At 73.4% G+C, this 12,739-nt stretch carries 9 protein-coding genes; 6 read left to right on the forward strand and 3 right to left on the reverse strand.

The window, feature by feature from the left end; all coding sequences use genetic code 11:
* Positions 1-109: 109 nt before the first annotated feature.
* Positions 110-2,668 carry an aminopeptidase N gene (pepN, locus tag FRADC12_RS21660; protein ID WP_045878017.1) on the reverse strand — a complete coding sequence of 853 codons (2,559 nt, stop codon included), beginning with the start codon at positions 2,666-2,668 and terminating at the stop codon, positions 110-112.
* 491 nt (positions 2,669-3,159) lie between these two features.
* Between pepN and FRADC12_RS21665 the strand changes: the two genes are divergently transcribed.
* From FRADC12_RS21665 to FRADC12_RS21675, 3 genes are all read left to right on the forward strand, one after another.
* Positions 3,160-4,551, forward strand: coding sequence for an AI-2E family transporter (locus FRADC12_RS21665; RefSeq protein ID WP_502685318.1), 1,392 nt, complete (start codon positions 3,160-3,162; stop codon positions 4,549-4,551).
* 107 nt (positions 4,552-4,658) lie between these two features.
* Positions 4,659-5,357, forward strand: a complete 699-nt coding sequence (locus tag FRADC12_RS21670; protein ID WP_045878018.1) for a mycothiol-dependent nitroreductase Rv2466c family protein — start codon at positions 4,659-4,661, stop codon at positions 5,355-5,357.
* 308 nt (positions 5,358-5,665) lie between these two features.
* Entirely contained in the window at positions 5,666-6,160 is a 495-nt protein-coding gene (locus FRADC12_RS21675; protein ID WP_045878019.1) for a ribose-5-phosphate isomerase, read from the forward strand.
* A gap of 16 nt (positions 6,161-6,176) precedes the next feature.
* On the opposite strand, the gene FRADC12_RS31625 is transcribed toward FRADC12_RS21675, so the two are convergent.
* Entirely contained in the window at positions 6,177-6,632 is a 456-nt protein-coding gene (locus FRADC12_RS31625) for a hypothetical protein (RefSeq protein WP_052711073.1), read from the reverse strand.
* Between the two features lie 333 nt (positions 6,633-6,965).
* Between FRADC12_RS31625 and FRADC12_RS21685 the strand changes: the two genes are divergently transcribed.
* On the forward strand, positions 6,966-7,868 hold the full coding sequence (locus tag FRADC12_RS21685) for a dolichyl-phosphate beta-glucosyltransferase (RefSeq protein WP_045878020.1): 903 nt from the start codon (positions 6,966-6,968) through the stop codon (positions 7,866-7,868).
* Positions 7,869-7,967: 99 nt separating this feature from the next.
* On the opposite strand, the gene FRADC12_RS21690 is transcribed toward FRADC12_RS21685, so the two are convergent.
* On the reverse strand, positions 7,968-9,614 hold the full coding sequence (locus FRADC12_RS21690; protein ID WP_045878021.1) for a glycosyltransferase family 4 protein: 1,647 nt from the start codon (positions 9,612-9,614) through the stop codon (positions 7,968-7,970).
* Between the two features lie 158 nt (positions 9,615-9,772).
* Here FRADC12_RS21690 and FRADC12_RS21695 point away from each other — a divergent pair, with 158 nt between their 5' ends.
* Positions 9,773-11,407 carry a lipopolysaccharide biosynthesis protein gene (locus tag FRADC12_RS21695; protein ID WP_045878022.1) on the forward strand — a complete coding sequence of 545 codons (1,635 nt, stop codon included), beginning with the start codon at positions 9,773-9,775 and terminating at the stop codon, positions 11,405-11,407.
* A gap of 338 nt (positions 11,408-11,745) precedes the next feature.
* Complete coding sequence (locus tag FRADC12_RS21700; protein ID WP_232303952.1) at positions 11,746-12,726, forward strand: glycosyltransferase; 981 nt, start codon at positions 11,746-11,748, stop codon at positions 12,724-12,726.
* The last annotated feature ends 13 nt before the right edge of the window (positions 12,727-12,739 follow it).

Raw genomic sequence — 12,739 nt, forward strand, 5'->3', positions numbered from 1 at the left:
ACGTACGGGCGCCAGGCGTTCGGCGCGGCTTCCAACGGCAGAGGCCGGGCCGGGCCGTGGCGACTCGCCACAGCCGGCCCGGCCCCACGGTCGCGGCCGGTGGCCGCCGTCAGCCGGCGGCCTGGCCGGCCGTGGCGTCCTTCGCCCGGGCGGCGAGCGCCCGGACCAGGCCGTCACGGCCCTCGGTCAGCGCGCGGCGCAGTGGCGGCGCCGGGTCCTCGTTCGCCAGGTAGGCGTCCACCTTGTCCAGCGTCGAGGTCTCGATCACCCCGTCCGGGAAGAGCATCTGGGTGATCGTCTGGGCGGTGTCGAAGCTGCGGGTCTTCCAGATCTCCGCCACCTCGGCGAAGTACCGGTCGACGTACGGCCGGGTCAGCTCGCGCTGGCTCGCCACCCAGAAGCCGCCCATCGTGGCGACCGCCAGGTGGTTGGAGAGCGCGTCGGACTCCATCACGGCCGCCCAGGCGGCGGCCTTGGCCTCGGCGGTCGGCCGGGCGCTGCGCGCCGTGGCCGCCCGCTTCTCGCCGGCGGCGGTGGCGTCCCGGGCCAGCTCGGCGTCGATCTCGGTGTCGCCGTAGACGCCGCGGGCGACGAGCTGGGTGAGCAGCGTCCAGCGCAGCTCGGTGTCCAGCGCCAGCCCCTCGATGACGTCGCGGCCCTCGAAGATCGCCTTGATCTTCTCGACCTGGTCGGCCTCCTCGGCCTGGGCGAAGGTGGTGGCGAACACCAGCTGCAGGTCGCTGCCGGGCGCCGCCGCCCGCATCAGCGCCTCGGCCCGCTCGGTGAGCGCGCGCAGTGCGGCCGACCGGTTCGCCGGGTCGCCGTAGCTGTCCAGGGTCAGCGCGGCGCGGGCGAGCAGCGTCTGCACCACGCCGATGTCGTCCTCGGCGTCGACGCCGGAGAGCACGAGCTGGACGTAGTCGCGGGCCGCGAGCTCCGCGTCCCGGGTCATGTCCCACGCGGCCGCCCAGCACAGCGTGCGGGGCAGCGACGCCCGGACCCTGCCGATGCCGGAGATCAGCGTGGCCAGCGACCGGTCGTCCAGCCGGATCTTGGCGAACGACAGGTCGTCGTCGTTGACCAGCAGCAGCTCGGGCCGGCGCGCCCCGACCAGCTTGGTGACCTCGGTCAGTGCGCCGACGACGTCGAGCTCGACCCGCTCCCGGCGGACCAGGTCGCCCTTGGCGTCCCGGTCGTAGAGGCCGATCGCGATCCGGTGCGGCCGCAGGGTCTGGGAGGCCGTCGGCGGGTGCGCGGCCGGCTCCTGCACCACGTCGAACGCGGTGAACAGCCCGGAGGAGTCGGTCTCGAACCGCGGCCGCAGCGTGTTGACGCCCGTCGTCTCCAGCCAGTCCTTCGACCAGCCGGTGAGCTCACGGCCGCTCGCCTTCTCCAGCTCGTCGAGCAGGTCGCGCAGCGTCGTGTTGCCGTACTCGTAGGCGCGGAAGTAGGTGCGCAGGCCGGAGAGGAACTCCTCCTGGCCGACCCAGCTCACCAGTTGCTTGAGCACTGAAGCGCCCTTGGCGTAGGTGATGCCGTCGAAGTTGGTGCGCACCGCGTCCATGTCGACGGCGTCCGCGACGATCGGGTGCGTCGAGGACAGCTGGTCCTGCCGGTACGCCCAGCCCTTCTCGGCGTTGGCGAAGGTCGTCCAGCCGTTGGTGAACCGGGTCGAGGTGACCTGCGCGAGCACCGAGACGTAGGTCGCGAACGACTCGTTCAGCCACAGGTCGTCCCACCAGCGCATGGTGACCAGGTCGCCGAACCACATGTGCGCCATCTCGTGCAGGATCGTCTCGGCCCGGCGCTCCCGGCGGGCCTCGGTCACCTTGGCCCGGAAGACGTAGTCCTCCAGGTACGTGACGCAGCCGGCGTTCTCCATCGCCCCGGCGTTGAACTCGGGCACGAACAGCTGGTCGTACTTGCCGAACGGGTACCGGTAGTCGAACACCCTGTGGTAGAAGTCGAAGCCCTGCTTGGTGATCTCGAACAGCTCGGCCGGGTCGAGGAACTCGGCGAGCGAGCCGCGGCAGTACAGCCCGAGGTCGATCCCGTCGTGGGAGTCGCGGACCTCGTGGTACGGGCCGGCGACAAGCGCGGTGATGTAGGTCGACATCACCGGGGTCGGCAGGAACCGGGTGACCCGCACGCCGATCGCCGCGTCCGCGACCGCGGCGACCGCGCTGTTCGAGATGACCTTCCAGTCCGCCGGGGCGGTGACGCTCAGAGTGAAGGTCGCCTTGAGGTCGGGCTGGTCGAAGCAGGCGTACATCCGGTGCGCGTCATACGTCTCGAACTGGGTGTAGAGGTACACCGCCTCGTCGACCGGGTCGACGAACCGGTGCAGGCCCTCGCCGGTGCGGGAGTACGCGCAGTCGGCGAGCACCGTGAGCCGGTTCGCCTCCGCCACGGTCGGCAGCGTGATCCGGTCGCCGTCGAACACCTCCGCCGGGTCGAGCACGACGCCGTTGAGCGCGATCTCGCGCACCGTCGGCGCGGCGAGCTCGATGAAGGTCGTCGCGCCCGGCTCGGTCGCGGTGAACGTGACGGTGGTCGTCGAGAGGAAGGTCTCGTGACCGGTCGTCAGGTCGAGCTCGACGTCGTAGGAGGAGACGTTTAGCAGGCGGGCGCGTTCGCGCGCCTCGTCGCGGGTGAGGTTGTTCGGCACTCGGATCCTCTCGGGACTCAGACCACCCTCGCGAGACAGCCGCGGTGTCCGGCGCGGCCGCCAGGGCGCCGCGGGACCGGACGGCGGTGCGCCGCGGGACTGGACGGCGGTCCGTCACGGCCGCGCGGCTGCTGCCGCGACGGAAGAACCACTTCCGCCAGTCTTCCACGCTGCGTGGGCGATCGGGCCGCGCGCGCGTTCCCGGGCCGTTGCGAACGCGAAAACGCGCCGGGTCGGCCGGGGCGCGCCGGACTGTCGGGCACCTGTCGTGTCCTCCCGCCGGCAGAGGTGACCAACTCGCGTAGTCTCGGGGCCGCGTGTCCGGCTGGCCGGTCACGTCGTCGGCGTACCCCGCGATACCCCGCGATGAGGCCCGGCCGCCCAGCGCGTTGGATACTCGGCGAATTGGGTACAGACCCGGCCGGATGTGACGTCTAGAAGAGTCTGATCGCGATGCCTGGGCGAGCGGCCCGGAGGCTGAGGGAGGGCGCCTGGTGAGACGGGTCACGCGCGGGGGGACCGCCGGCGCGTCGGCGCCGGACGCCCCGGAGGCCGGCGCGGGCGCGGCGGACGTCCCGTCGCACAGCAGCGGGCGGACGAAGGCACGCCACGACGGCCCGGGCAGCCCGCCGCGACGCATCGCCCGGCTGGCCGAGCGAGGGGCGGCCAGGCTCGCCGCCGCGAGGGAGGCCGAGGCCGCCGCCGCGACGGCACCCCCGCCCAGCGAGCCGGTGAAGCCGCGGACGGCGGAGCGGCCTGCCGCGGTGATCGCGGCCTCGCCGCACGAGCGGGCCGAGCGGGCGGTCCCAGTCGCGTTACGGGTCAGTGCCGGCTGGTCGTGGCGGCTGCTGGTCGTGGGCGCGGCCATCTACGTCGTGGTGATCGCGATCGGCCGGATCAGGTCCATCGTGATCCCGGTCGTCGCCGGGCTGCTGATCAGCGCCTTGATCGTGCCGATCGCGCACCGCCTGCAGCGGGTCGGCGTGCCCCGGCTCGCGTCGGCCTTCATCGCGTTGTTTACCTTCTTCATCGTCCTGGGCGGCATCGCCGTCGGCGTGGGCTTCAATGCGGCCAGCGAGCTGCCGACCGTCATCGACCAGGTCAACAACGGCATCACCCAGGTCAGGAACTACCTGACGACCGGACCGCTCCACCTTTCCCAGAAGCAGATCACGGACCTGATCGACAGCGTCCAGCACTCGCTCACCGCGAACCGGGGCAAGGTCGTGTCGGGAGTGATCACGACGGCCTCGGTGCTGGTCGAGGTGCTCGCGAGCCTCCTGGTGACGGTGTTCGCGACCTTCTTCTTCATCTACGACGGCGCCGGCATCTGGAACTGGATCGTGACCAGGTTCCCGCCGGCCGCGGAGGAGCGGGTCCGGGGCGCCGGCCGGGTGGCCTGGGCGACGCTGACCGGCTACATCCGGGGCACCGTGCTCATCGCGTTCACCGACGCGCTCGGCATCTCGATCGGTCTGGTCGTCGTCGGGACACCGCTGGTGGCACCGCTGGCGCTGGTGACCTTCTTCGGCGGTTTCATCCCGATCGTCGGCGCGACGGTGGCGGGCACCGCGGCCGTGCTGGTCACGCTGGTCGCCAAGGGGCTCATCCCGGCGATCATCGTGCTGTGCGTGGTTCTCGTCGTGCAGCAGTTCGAGGGGCATGTCATGCACCCGATGGTGATGCGCCGCGCGGTGAACCTGCACCCGCTGGCGATCGTGATCTCGCTGTCGGCCGGTGCCGTGCTCGCCGGCATCCCGGGCGCGATCGCCGCCGTGCCGACCGTCGCGGTGATCAACAGGGTGGCCAGTTATCTCGCCGCCAGCGGGAAGGCGCCGCCCGAGCCGGAGGTTGACCCGGTCGGGGCGCCCGACGCGGTCTAGCGTCCGGGACACGGGACCGACGGTCGCGCGGCCCGCTCGGGCCTCCCCGCGGTGTCGGGGCGGTTGCCTCGCGCCTTCCTGCGCGGGCCGGGCGAACGGAGAGACAAGTGACTGTGTCAGCTGCCAGGACCGGGCCGGAGCCAGCCGCCGAGAGCGGGACGACCGCCGCGGCGGTACCGGTGGTCGCGGACTTCTGGTTCGACCCGAGCTGTCCGTGGGCGTTCCTGACCTCCCGGTGGATGCTGGAGGTCCAGAAGGTCCGCGCCGTCGAGGTCCGCTGGCACGTGATGAGCCTCGCGGTGCTCAACAGCGGCCGGGATGACATCCCTGAGCAGTACAAGGCGATGATCCCGAAGATGTGGGGCCCGGTCCGGGTCGCTGTCGCGGCGGCCGCCGCGCACGGCGACGAGGTGCTCGGCCCGCTCTACACCGTGCTCGGGCGCCGCCGGCACATCGACAAGGCCGAGTGGAGCCGAGATGTCCTCGAGGCGGCGCTGGCCGAGGTCGGCCTTCCGACCGAGCTCGCGGCCGCGGCCGAGTCCACCGAGTTCGACGACGCCGTGCGCGCGAGCCACGCCGACGGCATCGGCCGCGTCGGGATGGACGTGGGCACTCCGGTGATCGCCGTCGGCGAGACCGCGCTGTTCGGCCCGGTGATCACGCCGGCGCCGACCGGTGAGGCCGCGGGCAAGCTCTGGGACGGTTTCCTGCTCGTCGTCCAGACGCCCGGTTTCTACGAGCTCAAGCGCAGCCGCGACGTCGGTCCGTCCTTCGACAACCTGGCGCTCGCCCCGAACGGGCGCTGAGCGCCCGCGGGGCGCTCTGCCTCGGGGTTCCTGCCGGATCGACGGCAGGGTTCCTGCCGGATCGACGGCAGGGTTCCTGCCGGATCGACGGCAGGGTTCCTGCCGGATCGACGGAGTCGATCTGGGAGGTCGGCGATCTGGGAGGTCCGGGCCGCTGGGGCGCCCTCCCAACGCGAAATCGGGGTGGCGCTGGAAGACGGCACTGTGCCCGTTCCAGGGCCGGCACCTTACGCGATCTCCGCTTTCTGGTGCGACGCGGTGGGGACGCGCTGCGCGTTCTGGCGGCGGGGCGGGCATGATGACTCGTCGTGCGCGTCCATCTCGGTTCTGACCACGCCGGCTATCACCTGAAGGCCGCCCTCGTCGAGCGGCTGGCCGAGCTCGGCCACACTCCGGTCGACCACGGCCCCATCGACTACGACCCCGACGATGACTACCCGCCGTTCGTCATGGCGGCCGCGGCCGCCGTCGCAGCCGAGCCGGGCAGCCTCGGCATCGTCATCGGCGGCTCCGGCAACGGCGAGGCCATCGCGGCCAACAAGGTTGACGGTGTCCGGGCCGCGCTGGCCTGGAGCGAGGAGACCGCCCGCCTCGGCCGCCAGCACAACGACGCGAACGTGCTCAGCCTTGGCGCCCGGATGCACGAGGTGTCCGAGGCGATCGGCTTCGCGCAGGTGTTCCTGGACACGCCGTTCTCCGACGAGTCCAGGCACACCCGCCGGCTGCGGATGCTGACCGGCTACGAGCGGACCGGCGAGCTGCCGCCGGTGCCGGTCGGCGCGCCCGCTCCGCCGGCCGTCTGAGCAGCCGGGCTGACGTTCAGGCCCGGCCCTGGCCCGTCTCGTCGGCTGGGCCGGGCGGCGGCGCGGGCAGTGGCGCGCGCTTCCACATGGCCGGGGCCCGCCGGCCGGGCGGCCGGGCCGCCCTGGCCCGGTCCGCGGCGATCCGTTCGGCTATCAGGCGGTCGGCCTCGGCCAGGTCGTCGGCGTCGGGGCGGGCGACGTCGCGCGCCCGCATCGCGGAGCTGAGGCTGATCTTGCTGCGCCCGCCGTCGACCAGGCCGCGCAGCGCGCCGTCGCCGGTCTCCGCGGACCGGGGCCACCGGGTGGCGGCTGGTCGGGCCGGCCCCCCCTGTCCGCTGGTGTCGTCGCCGGGCCTGTCACGGGCGGGTCGTGGCGGCGCCCGGCCCGCCGTGCCCTCAGGGCTCGCTGGGCTCTCGGGCGGCTGGCCGGGCCCGGTCACGCCGTCGGGCCCGTGCTGCCCGAGACCGGTCACGGTCGTCGCCTCCCTCCCAACGGGTGCCGGTCGCCGGCACCTCGGTGATCGCATTGTCCACCGGGCCGCCTACCCGGCAACGCGGTTCCTCCTTCGTACTCGACACTCCGCGCGTCTCCGCCGCTGACAGTGACGAAAGGTTACAGATCAACAGTCTCGCAACACAGGTGCGTTCGATGGACCTTCGGTCGAGCGTCATGGCGCCGACGGGTACCCTGCCATGCAGCCCGCTATGCCGAGCTAGTGATGTTTCAGGGTTGTTCGGCTGGTTGATCCCGCTTTGCTGACGGCTGAGCGGGCGTTGCGAATCTCTTGCGATGCTGGGGGTGAGGCGTGCGGAGGGTTCCCGTCAGCGTTGTGGTTCCGGCCTTCAACGAGGCGCGCCGGCTTCCATTCTCGCTCCCGGCCCTGGTCGCCGCGTTGCGCGAGTTCCCGGGCGCCGAGGTGATCGTCGTCGATGACGGCAGCGCGGACGACACGGCGGGGATCGCGACCAGGCTGCTGCGCGACCTGCCGGCCGGCCAGGTGATCCGGCTTCCCTGGAACAGCGGGAAGGGCACGGCCATCCGGGCCGGCGTGGCCGCCGCGACGGGTGAGGCGATCGTGTTCACCGACGCCGACCTGGCCTCGGACGTCAACGACCTGCCGTTGCTGCTGGCCGCCCTGTCGGACGCCGAGGTCGCGATCGGGTCGCGGCGCGTCGGCGCGGGCGCCTCCCGCCCCTACATCCGCCAGCTGGGCAGCTGGGCGTTCAACCACCTGACCCGGTCGTTCACCGCCATCGACCTGGCGGACACCCAGTGCGGCTTCAAGGCCTTCCGGCGCGCCGAGGCCAAGCTGTTGTTCAGCCTGTCACGGGCCAGCGGCTTCGGCTTCGACGTCGAGGTGCTGGCCATGGCCACGGCGATGGGGTATCGGATCGTCGAGGTGCCGGTGCGCTGGTCGGAGGAGCCGGGTGGCACGTTCAGCGTCATCCGGCACACGCCGTCCATGATCGTGGACCTGGCTCGGGCGCGGCGGTACCTCCATCAGGCTGGCCGACCGGTGACGCTGGGCGCGGGCCAGCCGGACGGCACGAGGTCCGGTGCCGCCCGGCGCTCGGATGACGCGGCTGGTGCCGACGTCATCCCGCTTGACCGGGGCCATCCGCAGCCGGCACCGACCAGCTCGGGCAGCCCACTCAGGTCCTCCGCGGCCGAGGACGCCGCGCACGCCCGCCCGTCCAGCTCGGCCTGAGCCGCGTTCAGGCCCGAGCCGGGCTCAGGACCGAACCCGGGCTTCGGTCCTGAGCCAGCGCGCTCGGCCTGAGTCCGCGCGTCCGCGTCGGCGTCCGCGTCAGCGCGTGTCGCGGCCGGCCCGCGTGGTTGGTGATGTTGGGACCACCGGCCGGGCGGCGAGGCCCGGGCTGTCCGTTGCCCAGGCGCGTCCGGTGCCGACGAGCAGGTCCGCTCCGCTGGCCGGCCGCATCCGCGCCGTGCTCGCCGCGATGCCGAGCCGCGCGAGCGCGGTCCGGGCGGCCGCCTGTGACGCGCCGTAGAGCAGCGCGACGGCGCCAGGCTCGTCGGTGCCCGGCTCGGGCGCACCGCCGGGCTCGAACCGGCCAGGTTCGGCTCCGGCAGCCTGGAGGGCGCCGGCGGTGACCGGCCTGGTCCGGTACAGCAGGTCGGTGCCGCGCAGCGGGGGCGGCGGGTCGTCGGGGGCGAGCGGGAACCAGACCCGGGTGACGGCGTCGTCGAGCCGGCGGCGGTCGCGCCGGCCCGCCCTGGTCAGCTCGCCGGCCAGGACCGTCGCGAGCAGGGCCGCGCTCGTTTCCCAGGTGAACCCGCCCGCCCAGTGGCTGGCCGCCGCCCGCCACGCCCCCGCGCGGGCGGGGTCGCTCAGCTCGGTCAGGGCCGCGTCGACGACGGCGCCGAACTGGTCGGGGGAGTCCACGAGCCAGCCGGTCTCGCCGTCCCGGACGGCGTCGCGCAGCCCGGGAACCCGGAACGCGACCGCGGGCACCCCCAGCGCCCCCGCCTCCAGCACGGACAGGCCCCAGCCCTCGCCGTGCGACGGGTTGACGGTCAGCCAGGCCGACGCCAGCACCGCGTCCCGGGTGGCCGCGTCGACGTGGCCGTGCCAGCGCAGCGCCGCGCCGGTCGCCGGGCCGCCCTGCGAGACCCCCAGCTCGGCGGCCCGCGTGGCCAGCCGCTCGCGGTCGGGGCCGTCGCCGATGAAGTGCACCACCAGGCCGGGGTGGCGCGCGGCCAGCGTCGGGATCGCCTCGATCAGCAGGTGCATCCGCTTGTGGGGCACCAGCCGGCCGACGCACACGATGGTCGGGACAACGGCCCGGCCGCCGGCCGCGGAGCCGGCGGTGGGGGAGGTGGTCACCCCGTTGGGCACCAGGAAACGCGGCCCGGGCAGGCCCAGCACCGAGCGGGCCTCGTCCCGGGTGGAGGGCGAGACGACCGCGACCGGGCGCCGGCGGTACACCAGGCGGCTCCCCGGCTTCTCCAGCAGCTGGCCCGCCCGCGCCACCGGGCCGGGGAAGTAGAGCGGGAACTGCTTCTGGTGCACGTGGTGGAGCACCTGCACCACCGGCGTCCGGCCGGGCAGGACGAGCGGGCTGAAGAACGGGATGCCGTTCTGACAGTCGACCACCGCGTCCACCCCGCGGCCGGACCGGGCGAGCCTCGCCAGCCGTGCGAGCGTCGCCGGGTAGACGCCGAACGTGCCACCACCGCGGCGCACGGTCACGCCGTCGACGGTCGCCGTCGCCGGCAGGCCGCGCGGGCGGGCGGTCAGCAGGGTCACCTCGACACCGCCGGCCGCGAACTGGGCGGCCACCGACTGGCAGAACAGCTCGGCGCCGCCGGACTGCGGATGGTCGAGGTCCCGCCAGTTCAGGAAGACGACATGCCGGCCCGCGAGCGCCTCCAGGGCGCGCCGCGCGGCCGCACCGCCGGCCTGGCCGGTGGTGGCGGGCGCTGATGAGGGCACGGGGGCGGTCCTCGCCTTCGTGGTCGGCGGTGCGGGCGCCGGGCGCGCGGGGAGTGCCCGGCCAACCTAGCCGAGGAATATCCCATCCGCCCGGGGTCATACGATTGCCCGGGTCCACGGCCAGTACGGCCGGCGGCGACACGACGCGGAGGCGGTCCATGGGACTCGCGGTGGTGATGCGGCGGGATCTCGTCGCGGAACTGTTGCGTGGCCCGATGGCACTCGCCGCGGCCGGAACCGTGACCAACGGCTTCAACCTGGTGATGAACCTGGTCCTGGCCCGCGCGCTGGACCCGGCCGGCTACGGCGCCGTGGGCGTCCAGACGAGCATCTTCATGATCCTGTCGGTGGTCGGCAACTCCGTGCTGACCGCGACCGTGCACCGCGAGTCGGCCGAAATCGGCGACACCCGTCGTGAGCGGCGGATCTGGATTCGGCGGCTGCGCAACGTGACCCTGGCGGGGGTCGTGCTGGCCTCACTGCTCGCGCTCGCCCTGTGCGAACCGGTCTCCCTCCTGCTGTCCTACCCACATCCGCTGGCGATCGCCGAGGCGGCCATCGCGGCCGCGATCTGGGTGGGGCTCTGCGTCGAGCGCGGCCTGCTGCAGGCCAGGGGCAACTACCCGGCGCTGGCACGCAACCTGGTCTTCGAGTCGGCCTTCCGGATCACCTGCGTCGTCGTCCTGGTCGCCGCGGGCCTGGGGGTCAACGGCGCGGGGATCGGGCTCGCGCTCGGCTGCCTGGCCGGCGGGGAGCACGCCCGGCTGGCCGTCGCCCGCACCCCGTCGCTGATCCGTCGGTCGCCGTCCGCGCGCGCGCGGCTGCGCGGTGGCGACGACGTGGTCACACCGACCCCGACCGCCACCGGCCCGATCCCGATGATGCCGCCGGCGGCGGCCCCGCGGCGGACCCGGGACAGCCTGATCGCCGAGGCGTCGGTCGCGCTGGCCACCCTGGTGCCGCTCGCACTGCTGCAGAACATGGACATCGTGATCGTCGGGTGGCGTAACCCCGACGGGGTGGGCAGCTACGCGGCGATCTCCACAGCCTGCAAGGTCCCGGTGTTCATCGGCCTGGCTGTGGCGAACTTCCTGCTCCCGGAGGCGGCCCGCCGGCGCAAGGAGGGCCTGCCCGCTGGGCGGGCGCTCACGATGGCGCTGGTCTGCGTGGTGACGCCCGGCCTGTTCCTGGCCGCGGTCGGCGCGGTGGCGGGCCACCTGATCCTCTCGCTCGTGTTCGGCCCGAAGCTGGCCGGGGCCGCGCCCGACCTGTGGGTGCTGGCCCTCGCGATGACGTACCTGGCGGCCAGCCTGATGTTCGCCACCTACCTGCTCGGCGCCGGCTACCGCAAGATCGTCTGGGCGCTCGCCTGCTGCACGCCGCTGACCGCGGCCGTGCTGACGCTCGCGAACGGCGACATCGGGCGGACCGCCGCCGCGGGCCTCGGCTGCCAGGCGTTCACCGCGGCCGTCGCGGGCGCGTTGGTGTACCGCCTGGACCGCCGGCACTTCGCCGCGGCGGGCGACCGCGCTGTGGACGGCTCCGCGCGGCCGGCGGACCGTGACCTCACCGGGGCGGCGCGGCCGTCGGGCGTGGCTGGATCCGCCGCGTCGGCCGAGCCGGAGGCCGGCCGGGCTGGCTCCGCCGGTTACGACAGGACGGTCGCGCGGCGCCGGCCGACGAGCGGCTCCCGGGTCGTGTTCGCCGAGCTGGCCCCCGCGGCGCCGGCGTCTGGGCGCCGGCCCGGCCCGGCGGCCCCGGCGATGGAGACGCCCGGCCCCGCCTCCGCCTAGGACCACACCGCCGACGGGAGCCGCGCTGGTACGGCGGCCGCGCGGCGGTTCGTGGCCTTGCCTGCGCGCTCGGTCGACTCGGGGTGCCGCGGGGTTGGGATCTCTTGCGGGCGGTGATGGTGCGTGCCAGTCGTACCGCGTCCCGTGTCAATGCCTGGACCAGCGGGTTTTCGCCCGTGCGCTTCTCGATGAAGGTTCAACGATCTGCGCGGATCGTTAGCTTCCCAGACAAAGTGCGACACGTGGGGCGTCCTGTGCGATAGTCGACTCCTCCCGAATGATGACAAAGGTCAACCGTTTACGGCCGACGGGCAACTGTCGCTGAGGGGGTCTGCGGCGTGGGTCTGGACTTGGACCGAGTACCAGTAAGCGTTGTCATCCCGGCGTTCAACGAGAGCCGCCGGCTACCGTCATCGCTACCTGTACTTGTGGCGGCCTTACGGCGCTTTCATCTTCACGCCGCCGAGGTGATCATCGTCGATGACGGCAGTCTCGACGACACGGCACGGATAGCGGCTGACCTGCTGCGCGACGTGCCAAACAGCCAGGTAATCAGGCTTCCTCGCAACCGGGGAAAGGGCGCCGCGGTCCGCGCGGGCGTGGCCGCCGCCGCGGGCGAGGCGATCGTCTTCATGGACGCTGACCTCGCTTCCGACGTAGCAGACCTGCCGGCGCTGCTGGCGGCGCTGGAGCACGCCGAGGTGGCGCTCGGTTCGCGCCGGCTCGGCGGGTGCGCCGACCGTTCCGCCAGGCGCCGATTTGGCAGCTGGGTGTTCCACCAGATCACCCGGATGTTCATCCCGCTCGATCTGGCCGACACCCAGTGCGGATTCAAAGCTTTCCGGCACACCGAAGCGGAGATCATCTTCGGCCTTTCGCAGGTCGCCGGCTTCGCGTTCGACATCGAGGTGCTGGCCGTCGCCCGGTCGCTCGGCTACCGGATCGCCGAGGTGCCGGTGCGCTGGACCGAGCAGCCACACGGAACGTTCAACGCCCTGCGGCACACCCCGGCGATGCTGGCCGACGTGGTCCGGGCCCGCCGCAACGTCCGCCGGGCGGTCCGGCACGCTGGCCTCGCCGCACCCGAGCCGCCGCGGCGCGTCCGGCCACGCGGCGAGCTGAACGGATTCGCCTCGGCCCACGAGGTCGGGCTGGCCAGGCGGCGGCCGGCCCGCTGCACCGGCCAGCCTCCAACGGCCTGGTGGAGCGGCCGACGCGTCGCCCCGGCCTGGCCATGGACGTCATCACCCGGGTGGAGCGGCCCGCGCGACGCCCTCAGGACCGCTAGGACCGGGCCAGCCGCCCGCCGCCAGCCCTGACGTGACGGGCCCG

Source organism: Pseudofrankia sp. DC12, assembly GCF_000966285.1.
GTDB lineage: Bacteria > Actinomycetota > Actinomycetes > Frankiales > Frankiaceae > Pseudofrankia.